The organism is Mycetocola zhadangensis (assembly GCF_003668565.1).
GTDB classification, from domain to species: domain Bacteria; phylum Actinomycetota; class Actinomycetes; order Actinomycetales; family Microbacteriaceae; genus Mycetocola_A; species Mycetocola_A zhadangensis.
The window spans coordinates 902,079-926,659 of record NZ_RCWJ01000001.1 but is presented as its reverse complement, the minus strand read 5'-3'; the positions used below and the strand labels follow the sequence as shown (position 1 = coordinate 926,659).

The window sequence follows — 24,581 nt, the reverse complement described above, 5'->3', positions numbered from 1 at the left end:
AATGCTCAATCCTAGTTCGTTCTGTCGAGAGATAGCCTCGGGCGGTCGATGGGACTCGCTCGGAGTTCGTGGGGTCAGGCCGATGGGGCGGGCCAGGCGTCGGCGAGAGCCTCGCGGACGTCCCCGAGCAGCTGCGGCAGCGCCTTCGTTTTTGCGATGATCGGGAGAAAGTTCGCGTCCTGCGCCCAACGAGGCACGATGTGCTGGTGAAGGTGTCCAGCGATACCGGCCCCGGCAACGACGCCCTGGTTCATTCCGATATTGAAGCCATCGTTCCGCGAGACGGTCCGGACGACCTTCATAGCGGTCTGAGTCAGTTCACCTATCTCAGCGACTTCGTCAGGTGTTGCCAAATCGTAGGTCGAAATATGACGGTACGGGCAGACGAGCAGGTGGCCGCTGTTGTAAGGGAACAGGTTCAGAAGCACAAAAGCGTGTTTGCCTCGCGCCACGATCAGCGCATCGTCGTCCGGCATGGCAGGCGCGTGGCAGAACGGGCACTCGTGCTCGTCCGGCTGCTGTCCGTGCTGGATGTAGACGAGCCGGTGCGGCGTCCACAGTCGTTGGAACTCGTCCGGAACCCCGGCCAGGTGAGCCGCTGACTCAACGCCGGCTGCAGGGCTGACCGTTGGATGCATCGGCTGCTCGTCGCCGTAATCGTCGAGGCCTAGTCGAGCCATGCCGTCGAAACCTGCGCGTGCGACTCGATCGACGAGACGATCCTTTCGATCGCTTCATCGACTGGGATGCCGTTGAGTTGCGTTCCGTCACGGAATCGGAAGCTGACCGCGTTGTTCGCACGGTCTTCCTCGCCGGCGATGAGCTGGAATGGAATCTTCGCCTTCGTGTGTGTGCGGATCTTTTTCGGCATCCGGTCGTCGCTGTGGTCGACCTGCACCCGGACACCGCGCTTCTTGAGCTTCGCGGCGATGTCGTCGAGGTACGGTGCGTACTCGTCAGCGACGGGGATGCCGATGGCCTGCACCGGAGACAGCCAGACCGGGAATGCACCAGCGTAGTGCTCGAGCAGGATCGCGAAGAAGCGCTCGACAGAACCGAGAAGCGCACGGTGGATCATGGCCGGCCGCTGGCGGGTTCCGTCAGCTCCGGTGTACTCGAGCTCGAACAGCTCCGGCTGGTTGAAGTCGAGCTGCACTGTCGAGAGCTGCCAGGTGCGGCCGATTGCGTCGCGCGCCTGCACCGAGATCTTCGGGCCGTAGAACGCCGCTCCGCCCGGGTCGTCGACGAGCTCGAGGCCAGAGTCGATAGCCACCTCACGGAGGGTCTGCGTCGCGGTTTCCCAGATCTCGTCTGAACCGACGAACTTCTCCGGGTCTTTGGTCGAGAGCTCGAGGTAGAAGTCCTCAAGGCCGTAACCGCGGAGGGTCTCGAGGACGAACGCGAGCTGGCGGCCCACCTCGTCCTTGATCTGCTCAGGCGTCACGTAGATGTGGGCGTCGTCCTGGGTGAGGCCGCGCACGCGGGTGAGTCCCGAGAGGGTTCCGCTCTTCTCGTAGCGGTACACGGTTCCGAACTCCGCAAGCCGGAGGGGCAGTTCGCGGTAGCTGCGTCCGCGCGCCCGGAAGATCAGGTTGTGCATCGGGCAGTTCATGGGCTTCAGGTAGTAGTCCTGGCCCATCCTCGTGACGTTGCCGTCGGCATCCGTTTCTTCATCAAGATGCATGGGCGGGAACATGCCATCGCGGTACCAGTTCAGGTGCTGGCTGGTCTCGAACAGGTGCCCCTTCGTGATGTGGGGTGTGTTGACGAGTTCGTAGTCGTTCTCGATCAGCTGTTCGCGCAGGTAGTTCTCGATCTCGGACCGGATGATTCCGCCCTTGGGGTGGAACACAGCGAGGCCGGAACCGATCTCGTCCGGGAAGCTGAACAGGTCAAGCTCGGCGCCGAGCTTGCGGTGGTCACGTTTGGCGGCCTCTTCGAGCCGCGACTGGTAGGCGCGCAGCTCATCCTTGGTCGGCCAGGCCGTGCCGTAGATGCGCTGGAGCTGTGGGTTCTTCTCCGAGCCGCGCCAGTAAGCTGCGGCGACGCGAGTGAGCGCGTAGCCGTTTCCGATCATGCGCGTGTTGGGCAGGTGAGGCCCGCGGCAGAGGTCCTTCCACTCCGTCTCCCCCGTCTTCGGGTTGACGTTGTCGTAGATGGTGAGCTCTGCTCCCCCGACCTCGACGTTCTCGTCGTTCTGGCCGTCGCCTGATCCGCCCTTGAGACCGATCAGCTCGAGCTTGAATGGCTCGTTCGCCAGTTCTTCGCGCGCCTCGGCGTCGGTGACGACCCGGCGAACAAAACGCTGCCCCGAGCGGATGATGCGGTCCATCTCCTTCGACAGTGCCTTGAGATCTTCGGGCGTGAAGGATTCGCGCACGTCGAAGTCGTAGTAGAAACCGTCGGTGACGGGTGGTCCGATGCCGAGTTTCGCGTCGGGGTTGACCTTCTGAACGGCCTGGGCGAGGACGTGCGCAGCCGAATGGCGGAGGATGCTGAGCCCGTCGGGCGAGTCGATGGTTACAGCCTCGACCTCGTCGGTGTCGGTGATCGTCGTCGCGAGATCTTTCAGCTCGCCGTTGACGCGCATGGCGACAACGGACCGATCGGTGAATCTCTCGAATCCGTCAGACACGTGATTTGCTCCTCTAAGTAGTAAGACCCTTCAACTTTAGCGCCGCGGAAGGAACCGATCGTGCGCGAGCGGCGGCGGGCGAAACGGCTCTAGAGTGAACGCACCCGTGAGGAAAGCGAAGGAGCGCCAGTGTCTGCCACCCCGACCCGTTCGGCATTCGTCGCGATTGCGGTTTTCGTGGCGGTGAGCGTCCTGCATCTCGGTGCGCTGATTATCGGTGCAGAACAGCTCAGTTCGTGGACGAAGCCTCTACTCATGCCAACGCTGGCGATTGCGGTGATCGTGGTCGGCGGACTCCGATCTGGCGGGCGTGGGTACCTTCTGATGATTGCTCTGCTGTTCAGCACCGTGGGCGATATCGCGCTCCTCGGAGAAGGAAACACGCTCTTCCTCATCGGCCTTGGCGCGTTCCTGGTGGCGCACATCGTCTACATCGCGATCTTTGTCGGACCGACCGGACGCGGTTGGCCACGCTGGTGGAGCGCCATCTTCGTCGTGTGGTTCGGCATCCTTATGGCCGCTCTGGTGCCCCACCTGGATGAGCTGCTGCTGCCGGTGGTCGGATACGGCGTTGTGATCGCGACGATGGCCATCGTTTCGACCCGGTGCGCTCCCCGGGTGATGCTCGGTGCCCTTCTGTTCCTGATGTCAGACTCGATACTGGCCCTGAACCTGTTCGTACCGAACCTGGAGATGTGGCAGCCGGACCTGCTGATCATGTTCACCTACCTTGCCGGCCAGGGCCTTATCGCCTGGGGACTCGTCGTCTCCTGGCGTGACCGTGCCTCCGATCTCTCCCCCACGTCGAAAGTTGCCTCCAGATGAGTTCCCGTTTTCCTGACGCACACAGCCACGTTTTCGACGATCTCGTTCTTCGAGTCAGACGATGGGATGCTGTCTCCCCCGATCCGCGGAACGTCATAGTTCTGGTTCACGGGATTGGCGTCTCGTCCCGGTACTTCATGCGGCTCGCCAATGTGTTGGCGCGATCGGCCACGGTTCTTTCGATCGATCTTCCGGGGTTCGGACCCAACAAGCGCCCGGATCGGCAGCTCAGCGTTGAGGATCTGGGGGCTGTGGTCGCAACCTACCTCGTCGATGCCGGCATTCGCGCGCCGATCCTCGTCGGCCACTCGATGGGAGCGCAGGTCGTGGTTGAGACCGCTCGGCGGCTCCCCGCAGCTGGCCTTGTCCTGATCGGGCCCGTCGTAGACGAACGCGCGCCAACCGCGTGGCAGCAAGGCATGCGACTCGCGCGTGATGTGGTTCACGAGAGCCCCAGTTCGAACTGGATAGTGCTTACCGATTACCTGCGCAGTGGCATCCGCTGGTATCTCACTGAACTGCCGGCGATGCTCGGTTATCGGATTGAAGAGACGCTTCCGCTGCTCGACGTGCCGGTGCTCGTGATCCGGGGAGCGCAGGACCCCGTCGCGCCTGAGGGGTGGGCACGAGCGCTGGCCCGTCGCTCCCCCGGAGCCCGGGTTGTCTCAGTTCCCGGATCAGGCCACGTTGTTCAGCACACCGGGACAGCGGCCGTTGCGGCCGAGATCGAGCAGCTTGCGGAAAACATCCGGGCACGCACGGTCGCAAACGGCTGAACGGAACCGCGGAGGCCTTTGTTCGGTCAAATCCGGTGGGAAATTTTGAGAAAACGCCGCCGTTTGCGACCACGCAAGGCTACTCCAGCCGTTTGCGACGACGCAGGCCGGCGCTCCAGCCGTTCGCGACCGAGGAGATTAGCGGGCGCGGGCGCGGGCGCGGGCACGAACGGGTTGTGCGAGTTGCGCGTTCCGCTTTAGACGGCCTCCGGCTGAGCCGTGGGCGGCCCAGCCGTGAGGTCAGCTTCGAGCCGGCTCAGTCGGCAGGAAGCGGAACAGGCTTCTTCTTCCGGCGAGGGTTACGCTGCACAGCGACCGGCACCGGCTGCGGGGACTTCCACGTCTTGATGATGGCCCACGTGACGGCGGCGATCGGCACAGCGAGGACGGCGCCGATAATGCCGGCGACGATGGTTCCTGCCGTCAAGGCGACCAGGATGACGAGCGGGTGCAGTTTGAGCGACTGCGCCATGACGGTTGGCTGAAGGAAGTTGCCCTCGAGCTGGTTCACACCGATGGCGATGGCAATCACGATGAGTGCGACGAACGGACCGTTCTCGGTTCCGACGAGAGCAACGAGTGCTGCCAGTCCACTGGCGACGGTGGCGCCGACGATGGGAACGAAGCTCGCCACGAACACAATCACGGCGAGTGGCAGCGCGAGGGGCACCTGAAGGATAACGAGGCCGAGGCCGATGAAGAACGCGTCGACGAAAGCGATGATGGCTGTTCCGCGGACGTAACCGCCGAGAACGCGCACGGCCGTGTGGCCGATGCGGTGTCCACGCTCGAGTCGTTCACCTTCGAACGGGCGGAGGAAGAACTCCCAGATGGTGTCGCCGTCTTTGAGGAAGAAGAACAGGATCACCAGGACGAGAACGGCACCTGTAACGATGCTCGCAGCTGCGGACACTCCGGCAAGCGCCCCCGAGCCGAACTGGGCGCTTGTGACGAAATCGATGAGAGCATCACGTGCGTCTTCGATCTGCTTCTGGTCAATGGGCAGCGGGCCTGTGATGAGGAAGTCGTAGAGCTTGTCGATGCCCTCTACCGCGGAGGACGCGAGGTCACCCCACTGATCCCGCACAGCGAAGACGATGAGCGTGACGACGCCACCGAAAATGGCGATGCCGCTGAGCAGGGCAACCCACGCCGCGAGAACGGGAGGCATGAAGCGGCGAAGCCAGACGATCACCGGCGACGCTGCGGCCGCGATGATGATGGCAATGAGCACAGGGATGACTACAAGTTTCAGTTGGATCATGCCGAGAACGGCCACAGCGGCGAGCGCGAGGATCACGAGAATCTGCAGGCTGCGAATACCAACCGTGCCCAGCCGGTCAGTCCAGATCGTGCGGATGGGCGGGCGTTCCCGGTCAATGTCGGTTCTCATAGCCCTCAGCCTAGTGAAGGCATGAACCCGCGCACGGTACTTGCACTTGGGGGCACCGTCAAGGTATGGACGCGGCTCGCAGTATCCCGATACAAAGGGGGAATGAAGGCACTCACCTGGCAAGCTAAGCGTTCCGTTTCCGTCGAGACAGTTCCTGATCCGGAAATCCAAGAACCGACGGATGTTGTCATCCGCGTGACATCCGCCGCAATCTGCGGCTCAGACCTGCACCTCTATGAGACATTCGGCCCGTTCCTTCACAAGGGCGATGTTCTCGGTCACGAGACCATGGGTGTGGTTGAAGAGGTCGGTTCAGCCGTGACGCGGCTCTCCCCCGGTGACCGAGTGGTGATCCCATTCGTCATCGCCTGTGGGCACTGCTACATGTGTTCGCGCGGCCTCCACTCGCAGTGCGAGACCACCCAGAACACCGAGAAGGGAACCGGAGCGTCCCTCTACGGGTATACCGAGCTCTACGGCTCCGTTCCCGGTGGGCAGGCCGAGCGTTTGCGCGTGCCCCTCGCTGACTTCAATGCGACGAAGGTGGGACACGACCTGCCTGACGATCGGTACCTCTTCCTCAGCGACATTCTCCCGACAGCGTGGCAGGGTGTGAAGTACGCTGCCCTCCCAGAAGACGGTGTCCTCGCCGTCATGGGGCTCGGCCCGGTTGGGCAGTTCGCCGCCCGGATCGGCAAACACCTGGGGCACAGGGTTCTCGCCGTTGAGCCGGTGCCCGAACGCCGTGCCATGGCGGAGAGGTACGGCATCGAGACGTTCGATCTCACCGGAGACGTTGTCGAGCGGTTGCGCGACGCCACAGAGGGCAGAGGCGTTGACTCTGTCGTTGAGGCGGTCGGCATGGAGGCGCACGGCAGCCCTGGCGCAGCCTTCGCACAGGGCGCGGTAGGCCTGCTCCCCGACGCTGTGGCGAAAAAGGTAATGGACACTGCCGGTCTCGATCGGATGGCGGCCCTGTATGCGTCGTTCGATGCGGTTCGTCGCGGCGGCACTGTCTCCCTCAGCGGTGTGTACGCAGGTGAGGCTGATCCGTTCCCGATGAAGACCCTGTTCGACAAGCAGGTGGGTATCCGAATGGGACAGTGCAACGTGCAGCACTGGCGCGACGAGCTCATCCCCTTGGTCGAGGACCCGGCAGATCCGCTCGGCGTGGAGGATCTCGTCACACATCGCGTGCCTCTCGACAAAGCACCGGACATGTACGAAATGTTCCAGAAGAAGGAGAACGGCTGCATCAAGGTGGTGCTGAAGCCGTAGCGCCGCAGCCGGTGTGAATGGGCCAGTGAAGGTGTGCGCTGTGGATCCGCTCGCGGTGATCCGCAGCCGGCTGGTGCGTCAGGGGCTGGACGGCGAGGCGTTCGGAGAAGTTGCGGACGCCGTCGCCTGGTTAGGCGCAGTGCAAGCGCAGGAGTTCGCCGAAGCCAAGTGGTCACTGGCCGAGCGGGTGCGCGGCGCGACGGACGAGAGTGTCGAGGCCGCGTTTACCCGTGGTGACATTCTCCGCACTCACGCGCTTCGTCCGACCTGGCACTTCCTGTCCAGGTCGGATGCCCGCTGGATTCTGCGACTGACCCGTCCGCGGGTGCACGCGCTCAACGCGTACTGGTACCGAAAAGCAGACCTCGACGGTGCCCTGTTCGCCAGGGCCGATCACATCGTCACTCGAGCCCTGGCGGACGAAGAGTTCCTCACTCGTTCGGAGTTGGCCGACCGGTTGCGAGAAGCAGGCATTGAAGCGACGGGACCGCGGCTCGCGTACATCCTGATGCATGCCGAGCTGGAGGAGCTGGTCTGCAGCGGTCCGCGCCGTGGACGCCAGCACACCTACGCGCTCTTCGACGAGCGAGTGCCGACTTCGGAATACGAGGACCGCTCAGTCGAGTCCGGACTGCAGGAACTGATCTACCGCTACCTGCGGAGCCACGGGCCCGCAACACTTCGGGACGTCACCACCTGGGCGAGTCTGCCTGTGCGGGAGAGCCGTATCGCTCTCGCAGAACTCGGCACGAGGATCGAGTCCGTCACCGACGACAACGGAACCGTGTGGCACTGGACTGGCCACGTGGCATCCGCTGTGCCGAAATCGGAACCGATGACCCGGGCATTCCTCCTTCCGATGTATGACGAAATGACCGTTGCCTATCAAGACCTTCGGGTGGTTCTGGATACAGCGTTGCCTCGGGTGGACTTTCTCGAACGCGCCGTGGTGATCGACGGAACAACCGTCGGCACCTGGAAGCGAACGCTCGCGGCGCGCTCGGTTGTCGTTGAGGTGACCCTGGTGCGAGAACTGTCTCTGGGTGAGAGGTCGGCGCTCGACGTCGTGATCGAGCGGTTTGGGCGCTTCCTCGGTCTGTCGGCGTCCCTCGAATGCTCCGTAGGAACCTGAACGTTCGACGCTCAGAAGACCATGGCGACAAGCGCGATGAGTGGGGGCAGGGTTTCCGCGAGAGCTCCGCTGACCCCTTTGCCGCGCTCGCGACCGAGGGCCATGCGATCGGCGACGAAGAGTACGACGCCGCACAGCACCATGAAGATGCAGATGTAGGCCACGAGGGTTCGTCCCACGGTCTGGTTGCCGGTTGCCCACATGATCACACCGAAGAGCAGGCCGATGGCGAGAAACAGGTTGTAGAAGCCCACACAGAACGACCACAGTTTGATGGCGGGCACATCGGTCGACCGGATAGCGAAGACTCCGGAATGGACGCCGGGCCGGGAGAAAAGTAGTGACTCCCAGACAAAGACGAGGATGTGAACGGCTGCGGCAATTCCCGCGAACACCCAGACCACGATCGTCATGGGGATACCTCAGCCTTCTCGAAGGCAACGTCATGGCGGCTGAGCACCTGGACGATCTGCTCAAGGACCTGGTCCACCGGACGGTCTGTCGGAACTGATGCGTCGAGGTCGGCGTGGAACCTGCCCATTCCGCCGGTGAGGGCGAAGACGAGGAACTTGGTGGACGACGACAGTACCCGGAAGGTGTGGAGCGCGTTCGGCGGGATGGCTATCGAGGAACCTGGCCCGAGTTCGAAGCTCTCGCCGTCCACCACGACGAGAATCTCACCGGTGAGAACGTAGTAGGTCTTCGCCCACCCTGTTCGATGGAAGGGTGTTGGTTCGACGTCGGGTGCGTCAATCTCGAAGATCTCATACGCGTCGTCGGTGTGCTGGCTGTCCACCTTCACGGTGAGCGTCGCGTCCGGTGCGTGCAAGCGGGCTCCCTCGCCCGCGGAGACGTGTTGTGGTGAGTAGCTCATGGCAAAACGTTAGGGCGCCGCCGTGCGCCGGTCGATCCCAGAAATCAGGGAATGACGCGCGACCGACCCGGTGCAATACTGAGGCCATGTGGGAGGAACGTGCCTACCGCGCTCGCCGAGAAATCGCAGCGCTCGCCGCATCCGGTCTGGGTGTGAGCGACCTGCACGCCGAGGCGATTCGCGTCGTCGGCCGCGATGTGAAGACAGAGCTGACCTGCTGGGCCACGCTCGATCCCGAGGCGCTGGTGATCAGCATGATCACCAGCGGAGACCCGCGCATTCCTGTTCAATTCGAACCGTTGCTCGTGGATGCCGAATTCTCGACATCCGAGCCACACTCGTTCTCCGCCATGGCGAAACGCAAAGAGCCGCTCGCGCGTATGTCGGACCTTTCGATGCGAGACCACGACCGGAGCGAACGATTCCAGAATGTCTGGCGACCGCTCGGCCTCGATCAGGAGCTCCGATTGCTGTTCGACTCGGACGGGACATCATGGGGTGCGGCTGGGCTGGTCCGCGCCGGACACGATTTTTCCGCACGCGAACTCGAATACCTCGCCGCTGTGGCGCCGGCCATCGCTACGGCAACCCGAATCGCAGTCAGAACCGATATTGCCGGTCGCACGGCAGGCGCCTCCCCCGCGATCGTGATCCTGAACGCGCAAGGGGAACCGAGGTCAGCGACGCCTGAGGCGCGGGTGTGGGAAGAAAAGCTTAACCAGTGCGACTCGGGTCGGTTTGCCGTGATGATGCGCATCATGGCACAAGGCGCAGCGACCAGCGGTCCCGGCGGGTTCCACACCCGGATGAGTGATGGTCGAGGCGACTGGGCGGTCCTCCAGGCCAGCAGCCTGGTGGGTGGAGAGGAAGACGGGGAGGTCGCCGTCTCGATCGAATCGGTCAGGGGTGAACAGCTCACGTCCATGCTTCTCGTCGCGTACGGGCTGTCGCCGCGGGAAAGTGACGTGTGCATGGAAGTGATGGCCGGGTACCGCACGACCACGATCGCACAACACTTGTTCGTCAGCCCAAACACTGTGCAGGATCACCTCAAATCCGCGTTCGCCAAAGTCGGCGTCCGAAGTCGGGGCGAACTCGTTGCTCGTCTTCAGCCTCGCCCGACAGTGCCGTCCGGAAAGTGATCACGGCGAGATTTACGGGCGAACGACAAAAGCCCGGACATTTCTGTCCGGGCTTTTTCAGTGAGCGATACTGGGATCGAACCAGCGACCTCTTCCGTGTCAGGGAAGCGCGCTACCGCTGCGCCAATCGCTCAAGGTCATTTCATTTTACTACAGAGTGTGTGAGGTGGCGACGGGATTCGAACCCGTGTGGACGGCTTTGCAGGCCGCTGCCTCGCCTCTCGGCCACGCCACCGCGTGTGGGTTTGCCCACATGCCGTGGTCAGTCGTGAGACTGACCCCAAACACTCGAGCGGATGACGAGATTCGAACTCGCGACCCTCACCTTGGCAAGGTGATGCGCTACCACTGCGCCACATCCGCATTGCCTGTATCTCTACCGGCTTTGCTACTCGCATTTCTGCGTGCGTTGAAGACTCTACTTGATGTTTCCCCGAGAAACCAAATCGAGTGGCTCGGGTGCCTTTCGTGTCGTTTTGCGAGCGGATGCCACGGCCAAATGGTTCGCAGGACGTCTCGCGGTCGGCTAACATAAGACGTCGTTGTGAACTCTTTTTTCAGTTCACTACGGGCGATTGGCGCAGTTGGTAGCGCGCTTCCTTCACACGGAAGAGGTCATCGGTTCGAGTCCGGTATCGCCCACTTACACCAGGTCCGCGGAACTTCGCGGACCTTTGTCGTTTCCGGGTTCGTGCACACGATCCAGAACACCCTCGGCGCGCTGCGTCTTTCCCGCGTCCGCGCCGCCGAGAGCAACTCGAGAAGCAGCACCGTGGCGGCGTTCGTGTGCGATAACGACGCCCCAACCCCGTCTCGACCAGGCGGCGTGGCTGGGATCACGCCCGCCTCACTCGGATGATTCGTTCTCGCGCAGATCGCGTTGCTGGGATGGGGCTGGCGTTCCTTCGTCACCGGGCAGAATTCGGATAACCACCGACTCTGACAGCGGTCGACGTCGTGCGGCACGCACGGCTCGGTATCTGTCGCCATACTTTCGCTCGAGAGCCTCCTCGATGATCTGACGGCTCTCCGGGTCATCGACGACGAATCCCGTCGCCCTGACAATCGTGGCGCGTTCGGAAACAGTGCCGGTGCGGTCGCAGGCCGTGAGTTCAACTGACGAGTTTCTCCGGATGCGTTTCACCTTGCCAGACGCCCCTGACGTCGTGACCAGCAGTCCGCCCAGGCCGCCAGCTACCCAAACCGGCGTCGACACGGGAGCTCCCGAGGCCCGAAACGTTGTCAACAGAATGTACGGCTCGACAGAGAGGGCGGTGAGTGCGGAGCCGGTCATGTCTGTTGAGCCTAACCGCCACAAACTGAGGGCCGTGCCGCGGAGTGTACGTCCGTGTCGCGGCCCTCAGTCGGTAACGGGGGTCAGCCGAGGTGCTTCTTCAGCAACGGGCTGGAGACCGTCACTTTGGTGAGCTTGCCGACGGGTTGGGGGTTGCCCGCTTCGTCCGTCAGGAAGGCGTCTCTCGTGACGTAGATGCTTGTGCCGACGAGTTCGATGGCCGCAGGTGACACCACCGGGAGCGCGGCCACTGGCTTGCCTCCCCACGGAAGAACTACGGAGACCTGTCCTGCGCCATTTGCTCCGCCAAACATCTCGGCGACGAAGATCGCGCCGGTCCGCTGTGACACAGCCAGTCCCGTAGGCCCGACGAAGCCCGTGGCGACCGTGGCCACCTGGCCTGACGTCGGATTCACCTTCACAACAGACCCGCGCATTCCGAGACTTGCGTCCTCAGGGCCACCAGGGAGGGACGTGACATACAGCCAGCCGTCAGGGCCGACCTCCACGTCTGTCGGTACCCCTTCAAACCGGTAGGACGCACCGGCAACACAGGCCGGGAAGCCCGCTTTGGCGGCCAGCTCAGCAGACACCACAACCGGTGCAGTTGGCGGCAGAACGGCGACAGTCGAGACGGCGCCGTCGTAGCCCGCCTTCAGGATGGCGTTCGCCCCTGCGTCCGCTACGTAGACTCCGGCAGACGTCGCGGCCGATGCATACGGGTGGGTATCAACGATGCCCGTGTAGGTGGCAGGACCAAGCGGCCCGGTCGGATCGAACTGGTCGGCGCACGACTGGGGCAGATCAACGAAGCCGTACGTGTTCACCTGGTCAGGGTTGATGGTGTTCTCGTGCTCCCACAGGTCCGCCACCTCAACAGGAGCCCCCTGTCCTGTGACACTCATCAGGACGGCGCTTGAGTGCAGGGCAGGCTCAACCTGTGCGTAGTAGACCGTGCCGTCCCGGCTGGAAACAGCACTGAGCTCAAAGTTTGGCGCGCTCGCTACCGTTGAGGTCGACCGGTCGGGGTTGACCTTCGTCAGTTCCCCGATGAAGCTCTGCGTGACGTAAGAGGCGCCGGAAGCGTCGACGTCGAGCGAGAACGGTGTGACCAGTCCACTGGCCAGAGTGGATTGCGAAATGCGGACTGGTGGTGCTGGCGCAGCGCTCGCCGGAGCGGCGATCGCGACAGTTGCGAGAACGGCGGCTGCGGTCACCGCTGTCACTGGTAGATATTTCACTTCAGTACTCCCTTGCTTCATTCCAAACAGAGAAGCCACGAGGTCATCGCTGGGATTTGTGCTGGGGCAGGAGTGCTGGGCAGAAGGACTAGCGCATCATCGCGAGTCGTTCATGATTCTCTCTCACATTTGCGAAAGCGTACTCACGAAACCATCTCTTGTCGAGGCTCAGCGTCGACAGAAAGATAACTGGTCGTTACGAGGATGGGGCGGTGGTCCGATGCGCCGCGAGGGAGCGTTTTAACTTCATCGATACCCATGTTGACCGAGGTGACAAAGTCGAAGTGCCCGCGGAAAATCTTGTAACGGGAGTACGTCCGAGCGTTACTCAGTGAGAGCTCGTAACCCATTTCCTGAATGCGCCGGCGCAGATTGTTCTTGAAAATCGGGTAATTGAAATCGCCGACCATCACTGTGGGGATGCCCGCGGCAAGGGAACCCAACTCTCGATGCGCCGTCGAGATCTGCTTCCGACGGAGGGAATTAGGCGCGGTCAGCGGTGCAGCGTGGAACGACGCGATGAGAATCTCACGCTCGGCTTCTTTGTCGTAGAGACGAGAAGCAATCAAACGCTCGTTGGCCGGAGAGAACAACCTGTCGTGCAGGGACTTCTTGAGCTCGAAAGCAGTGGTGTCGCCGATTGTGAAACGCTCGTCATTGACGTAGATGGCCAATCCGAGCCGATTTGCCTTGGTTGCGTCGGCGAGTCGAAGGTGCCCGACCCTGTCAGGCAACAGCACGGCATCCGCTTCCTGGAGGCAAAGCACATCAACATCGTAAAGATGCTCGATGTCGACGAGCTCAGCGCTGGCGGCGTGCTTTCGAAGGTTATAACTGACGATCTTAATGAGCTATCCCCCGGTCAGGTGAATGTGTGGATGCACAATTGTAGTGAGGCAAGTTCGCGAGTTGGCACCAAATTCAATGCCAACCGTAAAGGTCGCGCAGAGCGGCTGCGACACGCACGAACGCGCTCTTGTCGATGGCGGATGCCTCGCGACGCATGCCAGCGGGGAGAACCCGGAACACTCGATCAATGTTGGCCCAGCTCTGGCGTCCCTGAGCGTCCCACGGTCCGCTGCCAACGGGAATATAGTCCCGCGAGCCATCGTGGGGTTTCGAGGTGAGCTGCACAGCGAGTCGAGTCCCGCCCGGCTCCTCCGCGACGATGAGGACCGGGCGGTCCTTGCCCCGGCCATCACGCTCTTCGAACGGCACCCAGGTCCACACAATCTCGCCAGGGTCGGGATCACCGTCTGTTGATGGAACGTACGTCATCCGGACCCGGCCGATCGCCGCTGGGTCAACTTCCACTGTGGCTGAGTCGCCAAACCTGCCTGGCTCTTCCATGCCGGACGCCGCTGTCTTGCCCTCGGCGTGCGGCGACGGCGAAGGCGTTTGGCGGGAGGGTGTCGTTGACCGCCCGATCGCCGACGAGACGAGCGAACGGATGACGTCGCCGAACCTGCTCACTCCGAACCCTTCTCTCGACGCTCTGATCTCGCGTCTCTGCCCGGCCCATCCTAGTTCCCGTGCCTGGTGCCGTGGACGCCAGAACGGGACGCCACCGGTTGGTGGCGCCCCGTCCCTAATGAACTTCCGAGGGGTTAGACGACCTCGAGGGCGTAGCCCTCCTCGCCGTGCACGCTGGTGTCCACTCCGGCGATTTCGTCTTCGTTCTTGACGCGGAAACCGAGCGTCTTCTGGATTGCGAATCCGATGATGAAGGCAACGACGAAGGAGTAAGCGAGAACCGCGAGTGCTGCGATCACCTGAACGATGAGCTGCTCGAATCCGCCGCCGACGAACAGGCCGGTCTCGGTGGCGAAGAAGCCCAGGTACAGGGTTCCGACGAGGCCACCGACGAGGTGGATGCCGACAACATCGAGCGAGTCGTCAAAGCCGAGCTTGAACTTGAGCTCAACCGCGAGTGCGCAGATCGCTCCGGTGATCACGCCGAGGAGCAGCGCCCAGCCGGGCGTCAGGTTGGCGCAGGCCGGTGTGACCGCGACGAGACCGGCGACTGCACCCGATGCTGCTCCGACGCTCGTGGCCTTGCCGTCCTTGAATTTTTCGATGACGAGCCAGCCGATGATGGCAGCTGCCGTGGCGCCAAGCGTGTTGATGACGATCAGTCCAACGTTCTCAAGACCGTTGAGCCACTCAGCACCCGCGTTGAAGCCGAACCAGCCGAACCAGAGGATCGATGCTCCCAGGAGGGTAAGAGGAACGTTGTGCGGCTTCTGAATTCCCTTCTGGAATCCAACGCGCTTGCCGAGGACGAGAGCGAGCGCGAGGGCCGCGGCACCCGCGTTGATGTGGACGGCGGTACCACCCGCGTAGTCGATGACACCGATGCCGGCGTCTTCACCGAAGAGCGTCGTTCCGAGGTTCATGATCCAGCCGCCGCCCCACACCCATGCGGCGATCGGGAAGTAGCCGACCGTGGCGAAGATGCCAGCGAAGATCATCCAGGAACCGAACTTGGCCCGGTCGGCGATCGCACCGGAGATGAGGGCGATGGTGATGATCGCGAAGGTTGCGCCGTATGTGGCACCGAGCAGGTCGGTGTTGCCAGACTCGCCCTGCGAGAGGGCGGTGAGCCCGAAGTCAGAGAAGGGGTTGCCCGCGAAGTCGGCCGGGCTGGTCACGGCGCTCATGTTGAATCCGTAGAGAATCCACAAAACAGTGATGAGGCCGAGCGCCCCGAAGCTCATCATCATCATGCTGATGACGCTCTTCGCCTTGACGAGGCCGCCGTAGAAGAATGCGACGCCGGGAGTCATCAGCAGCACAAGTGCGGTAGCTGTGATCCCCCAGGCAATGCTGCCGGTGTCCATATTGTGTCCTTAGTTCTCTCGAGTGCATCGGGCTGACCGAGACTGACGCGCTGTGCGCTTGTCGGTGTGGAATCAGCATGCGCGTCGGAGGTTTCGGACGCGGTGCACTCGATGTTTCAGGACTGTTACGTGCGGCCCGGCTGTGTAAAAACCGTGTTACGCGGGGCTAGGAACCTCTGGTCAGGGCGATCATCCGCGACATGGCGCGCAGGTACTTCTTGCGGTACCCGCCGGAGAGCATGTCGCCGCCGAACACCTCATCAAGCGGAACACCCGTGGCGTGAATCGGAATCTGCGCGTCGTAAACCCTGTCGATGAACGCAACAAGGCGAAGCGCCTCGGTCTGTGATGACAGCTCGTGCACGTCTCGGAGCCCGATCGCGCCGACGCCGGCGAGCAACTTGATGTAGCGCGACGGGTGCACACCGGCGAGGTGGGTGATCACCGTGTCGAAGCTGTCGTCTGTGACCGTCAGCCCCGAACTGGTTGCTCCCTCAAGCCGGGCGTCGTACTCAGCAGGGGTGATCGCCTCAGCGTGCCCCTCCATCGACCGTCGGCGATAGTCTTCCCCGTCGATCCGCAGGGTCGTGAAATGCCCCGACATGGCGTGGATCTCCCGAAGGAAGTCCGCCGCGGCGAACCGCCCCTCGCCGAGGGCATTGGGCGGCGTGTTCGATGTGGCTGCGATTCGAGTTCCGGATGCCACCAACTCGGTAAGCAGGCGGGTTATCATCATCGTGTCGCCCGGGTCGTCCAGTTCAAACTCGTCGATGCACAGAAGGGTCGACCCGCGAAGGGACTCAACAGCGTTCGCATAGCCGAGGGCGCCAACCAGCGCCGTGTACTCGATGAACGTGCCGAAATACTTGCGCGGCCCGGGAGCCGCGTGCCACAGCGCTGCGAGCAGGTGGGTTTTGCCGACGCCGAATCCGCCGTCGAGATAAACGCCTGGTTTCACGTCAGGCGTCTTCTTCTTCCGCCCGAAGAACCCGCCAGACGACTTCGTCACTCCCCAACTCCCGGCGAACGCGCTCAACAACTCGACGGCTTCCTGCTGCGACGCAAACGCTGGGTCCGGTCGATAACTCTCGAAGCTGGCATCCGTGAACTGAGGTGGTGGAGTTAAACTCGCCGCAATCTCAGCTCCTGTGGTCTCTGGGTTGCGGTCAGCGATGCTTACTCGAACAGAAGACTGTGAGTTTGTCATGGGAGAATACCTCGTGTGTCGAAGTCTTACGGCGCGTAAAACTTCAGCCGCAATCGTGCGTAAATTCAGCTCAGGGAGCCGAGTTTCCAGCCTAATCCCCCGCGTGCCGCGCCCGGAACGCAGCGGGTCAATTCCCGGAGGTACCCCATTCCTGTCGAAACCGACGCCACCAGCGACAAGTTCGCCGCTTACGCTCACCCCGACCGCCTGGTCACCGCGGACTGGCTCGAGGAACGACTGGGCCAGCCCGGACTCGTCGTTGTCGAATCCGACGAGGACGTTTTGCTCTACGAAATCGGACACATCCGCGGTTCGGTCAAGGTTGACTGGCACACCGATCTCAACGACCCGGTACAGCGGGACTACATCGACGGTGCTGCGTTCGCCGAGCTGATGAGCGAGAAGGGCATCGCCCGCGACGACACGGTCGTGATCTACGGCGACAAAAACAACTGGTGGGCCGCGTACGCACTCTGGGTATTCACCCTCTTCGGGCACTCGGACGTTCGTCTCCTCGACGGCGGTCGAGACAAGTGGATCTCCGATGGACGATTGATGACGACGGATGCCACGGAGCGGCCGCGGACCGAATACCCGGTTGTCGAACGAAACGACTCCTCCATCCGTGCATACAAGGACGACGTGCTCGCCCACCTCGGTAAGCCGCTCATCGACGTGCGTTCACCCGAGGAGTACAGCGGTGAGCGCACAACGGCTCCTGCGTACCCCGAAGAGGGCGCCCTGCGCGCCGGCCACATTCCTACAGCGAGGAGCGTGCCGTGGTCGCAGGCCGTCGCACCTGACGGAACCTTCAAGCCGCTCGACGAGTTGAACTCCGTCTACCGGGACGGAGCGGGATTGTCCGACGGAGACGACGTCGTGGCCTACTGCCGCATCGGGGAACGGTCCAGCCACACCTGGTTCGTGCTGCACCACCTGCTTGGCTTCGAAAACGTGCGCAACTACGACGGCTCATGGACCGAGTGGGGCAGCGCCGTTCGGGTGCCGATCGCCGTCGGTACCGAACCGGGCGAGCTGGCCTGAGGATCCGATGACTGACGCAGCGCTACCCGACCAGCTGGCCGAAATTCGCGACGACTTCCTCGAACTCGACGAGAAGTCGCGACTTCAGCTCCTGCTCGAGTTTTCGCAGGAACTCCCTGACCTGCCGGCGAAATACGCCGATCACCCGGATCTGCTTGAGCGGGTTGTTGAGTGCCAGTCGCCCGTTTACATCTTTGTCGACGTCGAGTCGGACGCCGTTCACCTGCACGCAACGGCACCGCGCGAGTCGCCGACCACCCGCGGGTTCGCCAGCATCCTCGCTCAAGCGGTCGACGGCCTGACCCCGGCTGACGTGCTCGCAATTCCCGATGATTTTCCGCAAATGCTCGGCCTCACCCGCGTGGTTTCCCCGCTTCGGCTCAACGGCATGAACGGAATGTTGCGCCGCACCAAACGCCAGTTGGCCGAGCGTATCGCCGACTAGGCTCGCTCAGTCGCCGGCCAGCCAGTCCCGGATGGCCGATGTCCACCTGGCTTCGTCGAAGTTCCAGAGCTTGGTGTGGCGAGCCGTTTCGAACGGCACAAACGTGACCAGGTCACTGCGGAGTGTTGCGAGCTCGTGGGCAGCATCCGCGGGAACAAAACCGTCATCGTCGCTGTGCAGCACGAGCATTGGCTTGTTGAGCTCGCCAGAGCGACGCACCATGTCGAGCGCCGGAAAGTTCACGACTGTGTCAAGGCCGGTGAGTGAACGACCCCAATGATTGCTGATGGCCGCGATTGCCGCACGACGCACGAAAACGGGGATCCTGCCCGCATCGGCCTGGTACTCGAGCACACTCCCCCAATCGACAACGGCCGACTCCAGGATGATTCCGGAGATGAGGTCAGCGCGGTCAGCGCGAAGCGAGGCCTGAAGCGAGATGGCGCCGCCCATCGACCAACCCATCAGAACCACCGAGGTTGCACCGTGCTGAGCGGCGAACGCGATGGCCGCGTCAACGTCCTCCCACTCGGTGTCGCCGAGGCCGTACAGGCCGTCGCCGCTCTGCGGTGCGTCGCCGTCGTTGCGATACGACACGAGGAGGGTGGTGTACCCGGCGTCGTGCAGAACAGGAACCGCGCGCAGGCACTCGCTCCGGGTTGTTCCCCGGCCGTGTACCGCGATAACCCAGCGATCGGTATCGACGGGAAACAGCCACGCGGGCGCCGGGCCCACCGGAGTCTGGATGGTCTCGTCGCGCCAGTCCAGGTTCAATTGCTCGGGGTGAGAGTAGAACCATCCGCTGAACGTCGCCGGCCCCGACTCGGCGACACCCTCAAGCTCGCTCGCCGGGGTCAGCAGGGTGCGTGTCACGGTTGAGGCATCCGAACGGAGAATTGGCCCGAGCTGCAGATACCGGTCGTCCGCCCCGAACCACAGCCCGTACCGGCCGGGTAACGCCGTATCCGGGTTGCGGCCAAGCGTGATCGTCCCCTCGGCTCGGTCGAGCGCGAGAACATCGGTCTCACGCGCGCGCTTCCGTGCGGGGGTCACCACGCGGCGAGCGACCGTCGAGACCAGGAAAACGGATGCCGTCGCTGCGGTCACGAGGAAGCCTCCGAGGGCGAGCGACGCTCGCAGCATCTGTCTTTGCGGTCGTCTGGCAGGCTCGACGGCGTGGCTGTGTCGTTTCATTGGCAAGTAACTCTAGTCTGCAATCGTGGCTGACAGACCAACAGACGCGGAGCTCCCTGCGCCGTTCGCGCGCGCACTGGAATCCGTGCGCCGCGCCCAGGCGCGCGACGAGCTCAGTGTGCACGAAATCCCGGCGCCGAACAACCTTGCGCCGTACTCCGTCGCGCTGGCCGCTGACGTGACTCCGACCAGGCACGGTGCCGACTCCGAGCTCGGTACAGGGCGATTCATCCTCCTCTACGACCCGGCGGAGCCGGAGGCGTGGGGCGGCCCGTTCCGCGTCGTGTGCTTCGCTCAGGCCCCGCTCGAAACGGAGATCGGACTCGACCCCTTCCTGGCCGAAGTGGCCTGGTCCTGGCTCGTCGACGCCCTTACTGCCCGCGGCGCGAAGTATGCGTCCCCGTCCGGCACAGCCACCAAGATCCTCTCGACCGGGTTCGGCGAACTCGCCGATCAGCCCGATGGCGCCCAGATCGAGTTGAGGGCGTCCTGGACGCCTCTCGAAGACGACGTGTCCTCCCACGTCGAAGGCTGGGGTGAGCTGCTGTGCATGCTCGCCGGGCTTCCGCCAACAACCGAAGGTGTAACCCTGTTGTCAACCCGCAGGACGGCACGTGACTGACCGTCACGTCATCGATACCGAGGCCGAGTACCTCGATGCAGTCGCACAGATTTTCAACGGACACGGACCGGTCGCCGTCGACGCTGAACGAGCAAGCGGTTACCGCTACTCACAGCGCGCCTACCTGATCCAGGTGTTTCGACGCGGTGCAGGCGTCTTCCTCTTCGACCCGCCGGCAATCGGCCGGTTTGACGTACTGAACGAGGCGATTCGGGACGAGGAGTGGATCATTCACGCCGCGAGCCAGGACCTGGCCTGCCTCCGAGAGGTTGGACTCGACCCGACACGCGTGTTTGACACCGAGCTGGCCGGTCGGCTGCTTGGCCTTCATCGGGTCGGTCTCGGAGCTGTCGTTGAGGAGCTCCTCGGCATCCATCTCGCCAAGGAACACTCAGCTGCTGACTGGTCGACGCGTCCGCTGCCGGAAACCTGGCTCGAGTACGCGGCACTCGATGTTGAACTCCTCGTCGATGTGCGCGACAAACTCGACGAGATGCTCGTCGAGTCGGGCAAAGAGCAGATCGCTCGCGAGGAGTTCGAGGCAACCCGCATGCGGCAGCCCAAGGCGAGCCGTCAGGATCCCTGGCGACGGCTCTCCGGACTCCACGGCGTCCGCGGCGCACGAAATCTCGCCGTTGCACGCGAGCTGTGGACGGCGAGGGATGCCCTCGCTCGCGAACGAGACGTCGCTCCAGGCAGGCTCGTTCCCGATGCGTCGCTCGTCGCCGTCGTGAAAGCGCAACCGCGGTCAAGCGCTGCGCTTGCCGCTCTTCGCGACTTCAAGGGACGCGCGAGCCGCACAGACCTGTCGGTGTGGTGGAACGCAGTTGAACGCGGGCTCACCACCGACGACCCGCCGCCCCTGCGCCCGGCCGCCAGCGACGTACTGCCCCCGGCTCGGGCCTGGTCCGAGCGCAACCCGGAGGCCGATGCGCGGCTCAAGGCCGCGCGAACCTCGCTCACCCTCGTGGCCGAGTCGCTGTCCATCCCGCTCGAGAACGTCCTCACGCCCGAGACTCTTCGCCGAGTGGCATGGACTCCGCCCGAGCCGCTGTCCGTTGAGGCGGTGGGTGACGCCCTGCGCGAGCTCGGCGCCCGTGCGTGGCAAATTGAAGCTACCGTACAGACGATCGTCGATGCCTTTGTAGAAGGTGACCAAAAGGCATCCGAACTGCAGAAAAGCGAGTCGTAGGAAGAGTCAAAGGATGCGGCGGCGTTTTTTCCCGCTCCTAGGATCGAGTTCGTATCCGAGAATTGGGAGGCAAAGTGGCCGAAATAGCTGACGTCTTTTTTGTTGATGGAGTGCGAACCCCCTTTGGTCGCGCCGGACAAAAAGGCATGTACTGGAACACCCGCGCAGACGACCTGGTCGTGAAGGCCATGATCGGTTTGCTTGAGCGCAACCCGGACGTGCCGAAGGACCGCATCGACGAGGTGGCGATCGCCGCCACGACGCAGCAGGGCGACCAGGGACTCACGCTCGGCCGCACGACAGCTCTCCTCGCCGGACTGCCGCAGTCCGTTCCTGGATATGCGATCGACCGGATGTGTGCTGGCGCGATGACCGCTGTCACGCAGGTGGGTAGCGCTATTGGCTTTGGCGCGTACGACTTCGCGATCGCCGGAGGCGTCGAGCACATGGGACGGCACCCGCTCGGAGCCGACGCCGACCCGAACCCGCGGTTCCTCACGGAGAAGCTTGTCTCAGCAGACGCACTCGACATGGGTAAGACCGCCGAGCGCATCCACGACCGTTTCCCCCACCTGACCAAGGAGCGCGCTGACCGCTTCGGCATGCGCAGCCAGCACAAACTGCAGGCAGCGTACGACGCCGGGAAGATCCAGCCCGACCTCATTCCGGTCGCCATCAAGAGCGAGACCGGCTGGGGACTTGCGACCCGCGACGAGGGAACACGGCCGGAGACAACCATGGAAGGGCTCGCCAATCTCAAGACGCCGTTCCGCGCGCACGGCCGTGTCACCGCCGGCACCGCATCTCCCCTCACCGACGGTGCAACCGTGAGCTTGCTCGCCGGCGGTTCAGCGGTGAAGGAATTCCGCCTCAAGCCGAAGATGCGCATGGTGAGCTTCGCATTTGCCGGTGTTGAACCGGAGATCATGGGCATCGGCCCTGTGCCGTCGACGGAGAAGGCGCTCAGAAAGGCCGGACTGACGATCGACGACATCGGTCTCTTCGAGCTCAACGAAGCGTTCGCCATCCAGGTGCTCTCGCTGCTCGATCACTTCGGTATCGACGATGACGACCCACGAGTCAACCAGTGGGGCGGTGCCATCGCGGTCGGGCACCCGCTCGCCGCGTCCGGCGTTCGCCTGATGAACCAGTTGGCTGCGCAGTTCGCTGAGCGTCCTGACGTGCGTTACGGCCTCACCGCCATGTGCGTTGGTCTCGGCCAGGGCGGAAGCGTCATCTGGGAAAACCCGAACTGGAAGGGAAAGAAGTAACCGCGATGACCGATTACTCCACACTCGACTTCTCCCCGCTCGTCGAACTGAGCGCCGATGAGGTTGTCACCCACTCCTTCGTTCGCGATGTGACCCTGGCAGGTGGCCGGACGATCGCACTCGTGACTCTCGACAACGGTCGTGACCACACCCGCCCGAACACCTTCGGGCCGAACACACTGCTCGAACTCGGCAAGGTTCTCGACGAACAGCGGGAGCGCGCTGCGCGCAAAGAGATCGATGCGGTCGCCGTCACCGGAAAGCCTTTCATCCTCGCCGCTGGCGCCGACCTCAGCAAGGTCAGTGAAATTGAGTCGCGCGAGACGGCTGTGCTCCTCGGCCAGCTGGGCCACTTCGTATTCAACAAGCTCGACACCCTCGGAGTGCCGTCGTTTGTGTTCATCAACGGGCTCGCTCTCGGTGGCGGCCTCGAGATCGGGCTCCACGCTACCTACCGCACCGTCGATGCCTCAGCACCGGCGATCGCGCTTCCCGAGGTCTTCCTCGGCCTCATCCCTGGTTGGGGTGGCGCCTACCTACTGCCGAACCTCATCGGCATCGAGAACGCGCTCAAGGTCGTCATTGAGAACCCCCTCAAGATGAACCGCATGCTCAAGGGCCCTGACGCTTTTGAGCTCGGTATTGCGGACGCCATGTTCCCTGCGGCGACGTTCCTCGAGGATTCGCTGCGCTGGGCCGGCGCCGTTCTCGACGGCTCAACCAAGGTGACGCGCAAGAACCAGCCGGGCAAGGTGGAGCGGCTCGTCAAATGGGACGCGGCCGTGAGCATCGCACGCAAGATGCTCGAGTCGAAGATCGGCTCAGTGCCGAAGGCGCCGTACCTCGCACTTGACCTGCTCAAGGCCGCGAAGAGCGGTAGCCGTTCCGAGGGCTTCGAGCGCGAAGACCGCGCTCTGGCTGAACTCTCAACCGGCGACCAGTTCCACGCCAGCAACTACGCATTCAACCTCGTGCAGAAGCGCGCCAAGCGACCCGCGGGCGCTCCGGATAAAGCGTTGGCCCAGAAAGTCACGAAGATCGGTGTGATCGGCGCCGGTCTGATGGCCAGCCAGTTCGCACTGCTGTTCGTTCGCCGCCTCCAGGTTCCCGTCGTGATTACCGACCTCGATCAGGGTCGCGTCGACAAGGGACTCGACTACATCCGCGGCGAGATCGCCACGCTCCTGGGCAAGAAGCGTATCTCCCCCGATGAAGCGAACCGGCTGAACGCCCTCATCTCCGGCACAACGAACAAGAGCGACTTCGCCGACTGCGACTGGGTGATCGAGGCTGTCTTCGAAGAACTCGGCGTCAAGCAGGACGTCTTCGCCGACGTTGAGCAGTACATCTCTGAGACAGCGATCCTCGCCACAAACACCTCGTCGCTGTCTGTCGAGGAGATCGGCGCCAAGCTGGCGCATCCGGAACGGCTCGTCGGTTTCCACTTCTTCAACCCGGTCGCGGTGATGCCGCTCATCGAGGTTGTCAAAACTCCGAAAACAACGGACGAAGCACTGGCAACGGCAATGGCCACCGCGAAGAACCTGCGCAAGAACGCGGTCATCACCCGCAACACGCCCGGCTTTGTCGTCAACCGTGTGCTGGCCAAGGTGCTCGGCGAGGCGATGTTCGCCGTTGACTCCGGAACGAGCTTTGCAACGGTCGACGAGGCACTCGCGCCGCTCGGCCTGCCGATGCCGCCATCGCAGCTGCTCGATCTGGTTGGACTCAAGGTCGGTGCGCACGTGCTCGACACCCACCACGCTGCCTTCCCTGAGCGGTTCTACCGCAGCGACAACCTGCACAAGCTCGCTGAATATGGCACGTTGCTTGAGAAGGACTCGAAGGGCAAGGTGAAGGGCTTCGACAAGGGCGCGCTGAAGGTCGTCTCCGGTGGCAAGACCCCTTTGACAACGGATGCCATTTTGCGGCGTCTCGAGGATGGCCTGGCTGATGAGATCCACCGGATGCTCGACGACCAGGTGGTTGAGGCCCCGGAGGACATCGACCTGTGCATGATCCTCGGAGCCGGCTGGCCATTCCACATGGGCGGTGTGACACCGTACCTCGACCGCACAGGTGCGAGCCAGCGTGTCTTTGGCGGGACATTCCACGATCCGGAGATCCGTGGCATCCGCTAGTTAAATAACTGCAACGAGGAAACGCCCAGCTCTTC

23 protein-coding genes and 4 tRNA genes are annotated in these 24,581 nt (G+C 63.1%); 12 read left to right on the top strand and 15 right to left on the bottom strand.

The annotated features are described in order from the left end of the window. Positions 1-74 precede the first annotated feature (74 nt). Complete coding sequence (locus D9V28_RS04465; protein ID WP_183086448.1) at positions 75-638, bottom strand: HIT family protein; 564 nt, start codon at positions 636-638, stop codon at positions 75-77. Positions 639-667: 29 nt separating this feature from the next. Continuing rightward, positions 668-2,635: a threonine--tRNA ligase gene (gene thrS / locus D9V28_RS04460; protein ID WP_121658449.1), complete on the bottom strand. Its 1,968-nt coding sequence runs from the start codon at positions 2,633-2,635 to the stop codon at positions 668-670. Positions 2,636-2,764: 129 nt separating this feature from the next. Between thrS and D9V28_RS04455 the strand changes: the two genes are divergently transcribed. Further along, complete coding sequence (locus D9V28_RS04455) at positions 2,765-3,460, top strand: lysoplasmalogenase (protein ID WP_121658448.1); 696 nt, start codon at positions 2,765-2,767, stop codon at positions 3,458-3,460. After that, positions 3,457-4,236: an alpha/beta fold hydrolase gene (locus tag D9V28_RS04450; RefSeq protein WP_121658447.1), complete on the top strand. Its 780-nt coding sequence runs from the start codon at positions 3,457-3,459 to the stop codon at positions 4,234-4,236. The genes D9V28_RS04455 and D9V28_RS04450 overlap by 4 nt, the downstream gene beginning before the upstream one ends. 256 nt (positions 4,237-4,492) lie before the next feature. Here the strand turns inward: D9V28_RS04450 and D9V28_RS04445 are convergent, their stop codons facing one another. Next, complete coding sequence (locus tag D9V28_RS04445) at positions 4,493-5,629, bottom strand: AI-2E family transporter (RefSeq protein ID WP_183086419.1); 1,137 nt, start codon at positions 5,627-5,629, stop codon at positions 4,493-4,495. A gap of 102 nt (positions 5,630-5,731) precedes the next feature. Here D9V28_RS04445 and D9V28_RS04440 point away from each other — a divergent pair, with 102 nt between their 5' ends. Together D9V28_RS04440 and D9V28_RS04435 are read left to right on the top strand one after the other, a co-directional pair. Then, positions 5,732-6,907 (top strand): alcohol dehydrogenase catalytic domain-containing protein, encoded by a 1,176-nt coding sequence (locus tag D9V28_RS04440; protein WP_121658446.1) that lies wholly within the window; start codon positions 5,732-5,734, stop codon positions 6,905-6,907. 40 nt (positions 6,908-6,947) lie between these two features. Further along, on the top strand, positions 6,948-8,039 hold the full coding sequence (locus D9V28_RS04435) for a winged helix DNA-binding domain-containing protein (protein ID WP_183086418.1): 1,092 nt from the start codon (positions 6,948-6,950) through the stop codon (positions 8,037-8,039). 11 nt (positions 8,040-8,050) lie between these two features. Here the strand turns inward: D9V28_RS04435 and D9V28_RS04430 are convergent, their stop codons facing one another. Next, positions 8,051-8,452, bottom strand: coding sequence for a DUF1304 domain-containing protein (locus D9V28_RS04430; protein ID WP_121658444.1), 402 nt, complete (start codon positions 8,450-8,452; stop codon positions 8,051-8,053). After that, positions 8,449-8,913 carry a cupin domain-containing protein gene (locus tag D9V28_RS04425; protein ID WP_121658443.1) on the bottom strand — a complete coding sequence of 155 codons (465 nt, stop codon included), beginning with the start codon at positions 8,911-8,913 and terminating at the stop codon, positions 8,449-8,451. Before D9V28_RS04425 ends, D9V28_RS04430 begins: the two co-directional genes overlap by 4 nt. Positions 8,914-8,999: 86 nt before the next feature. Here D9V28_RS04425 and D9V28_RS04420 point away from each other — a divergent pair, with 86 nt between their 5' ends. Continuing rightward, positions 9,000-10,055: a helix-turn-helix transcriptional regulator gene (locus tag D9V28_RS04420; RefSeq protein WP_121658442.1), complete on the top strand. Its 1,056-nt coding sequence runs from the start codon at positions 9,000-9,002 to the stop codon at positions 10,053-10,055. Between the two features lie 61 nt (positions 10,056-10,116). Here D9V28_RS04420 and D9V28_RS04415 read toward each other — a convergent pair. The 3 genes from D9V28_RS04415 to D9V28_RS04405 all read right to left on the bottom strand — a co-directional run bounded on the left by D9V28_RS04415 (position 10,117) and on the right by D9V28_RS04405 (position 10,418). Beyond that, positions 10,117-10,188 (bottom strand) — tRNA-Val (locus D9V28_RS04415). A 31-nt stretch (positions 10,189-10,219) separates the two neighbouring features. Further along, positions 10,220-10,290 (bottom strand) — tRNA-Cys (locus D9V28_RS04410). 56 nt (positions 10,291-10,346) lie between these two features. After that, positions 10,347-10,418 (bottom strand) — tRNA-Gly (locus D9V28_RS04405). A 206-nt stretch (positions 10,419-10,624) separates the two neighbouring features. Between D9V28_RS04405 and D9V28_RS04400 the strand changes: the two genes are divergently transcribed. Next, positions 10,625-10,697 (top strand) — tRNA-Val (locus D9V28_RS04400). Positions 10,698-10,902: 205 nt separating this feature from the next. Here D9V28_RS04400 and D9V28_RS04395 read toward each other — a convergent pair. The 6 genes from D9V28_RS04395 to zapE all read right to left on the bottom strand — a co-directional run bounded on the left by D9V28_RS04395 (position 10,903) and on the right by zapE (position 16,637). Further along, on the bottom strand, positions 10,903-11,349 hold the full coding sequence (locus D9V28_RS04395) for a PPOX class F420-dependent oxidoreductase (RefSeq protein WP_121658441.1): 447 nt from the start codon (positions 11,347-11,349) through the stop codon (positions 10,903-10,905). 83 nt (positions 11,350-11,432) lie between these two features. After that, positions 11,433-12,590, bottom strand: a complete 1,158-nt coding sequence (locus tag D9V28_RS04390) for a ScyD/ScyE family protein (protein WP_183086417.1) — start codon at positions 12,588-12,590, stop codon at positions 11,433-11,435. Positions 12,591-12,733: 143 nt separating this feature from the next. Then, positions 12,734-13,438, bottom strand: a complete 705-nt coding sequence (locus D9V28_RS04385) for an endonuclease/exonuclease/phosphatase family protein (RefSeq protein ID WP_121658439.1) — start codon at positions 13,436-13,438, stop codon at positions 12,734-12,736. A 73-nt stretch (positions 13,439-13,511) separates the two neighbouring features. After that, complete coding sequence (locus D9V28_RS04380; RefSeq protein WP_229727720.1) at positions 13,512-14,063, bottom strand: type II toxin-antitoxin system PemK/MazF family toxin; 552 nt, start codon at positions 14,061-14,063, stop codon at positions 13,512-13,514. Positions 14,064-14,197: 134 nt separating this feature from the next. Then, positions 14,198-15,430, bottom strand: coding sequence for an ammonium transporter (locus D9V28_RS04375; RefSeq protein WP_121658438.1), 1,233 nt, complete (start codon positions 15,428-15,430; stop codon positions 14,198-14,200). A gap of 166 nt (positions 15,431-15,596) precedes the next feature. Beyond that, complete coding sequence (gene zapE / locus D9V28_RS04370) at positions 15,597-16,637, bottom strand: cell division protein ZapE (RefSeq protein ID WP_121658437.1); 1,041 nt, start codon at positions 16,635-16,637, stop codon at positions 15,597-15,599. A gap of 147 nt (positions 16,638-16,784) precedes the next feature. On the opposite strand from zapE, the gene D9V28_RS04365 reads away from it, so the two are divergent. Continuing rightward, positions 16,785-17,681 (top strand): sulfurtransferase, encoded by an 897-nt coding sequence (locus D9V28_RS04365; protein ID WP_121658436.1) that lies wholly within the window; start codon positions 16,785-16,787, stop codon positions 17,679-17,681. A 7-nt stretch (positions 17,682-17,688) separates the two neighbouring features. Next, positions 17,689-18,126, top strand: a complete 438-nt coding sequence (locus D9V28_RS04360) for a SufE family protein (protein ID WP_121658435.1) — start codon at positions 17,689-17,691, stop codon at positions 18,124-18,126. Positions 18,127-18,132: 6 nt separating this feature from the next. Here the strand turns inward: D9V28_RS04360 and D9V28_RS04355 are convergent, their stop codons facing one another. Then, positions 18,133-19,320 (bottom strand): alpha/beta hydrolase family protein, encoded by a 1,188-nt coding sequence (locus tag D9V28_RS04355; protein ID WP_229727719.1) that lies wholly within the window; start codon positions 19,318-19,320, stop codon positions 18,133-18,135. 25 nt (positions 19,321-19,345) lie between these two features. Between D9V28_RS04355 and D9V28_RS04350 the strand changes: the two genes are divergently transcribed. The 4 genes from D9V28_RS04350 (at position 19,346) to D9V28_RS04335 (ending at position 24,546) form a co-directional block, all read left to right on the top strand. Then, entirely contained in the window at positions 19,346-19,942 is a 597-nt protein-coding gene (locus D9V28_RS04350; RefSeq protein WP_121658433.1) for a DUF3000 domain-containing protein, read from the top strand. Further along, positions 19,935-21,134, top strand: coding sequence for an HRDC domain-containing protein (locus tag D9V28_RS04345; protein WP_121658432.1), 1,200 nt, complete (start codon positions 19,935-19,937; stop codon positions 21,132-21,134). The genes D9V28_RS04350 and D9V28_RS04345 overlap by 8 nt, the downstream gene beginning before the upstream one ends. 74 nt (positions 21,135-21,208) lie before the next feature. After that, entirely contained in the window at positions 21,209-22,405 is a 1,197-nt protein-coding gene (locus D9V28_RS04340) for a thiolase family protein (protein WP_121658431.1), read from the top strand. A gap of 5 nt (positions 22,406-22,410) precedes the next feature. Beyond that, positions 22,411-24,546: a 3-hydroxyacyl-CoA dehydrogenase NAD-binding domain-containing protein gene (locus tag D9V28_RS04335; RefSeq protein WP_121658430.1), complete on the top strand. Its 2,136-nt coding sequence runs from the start codon at positions 22,411-22,413 to the stop codon at positions 24,544-24,546. The last annotated feature ends 35 nt before the right edge of the window (positions 24,547-24,581 follow it).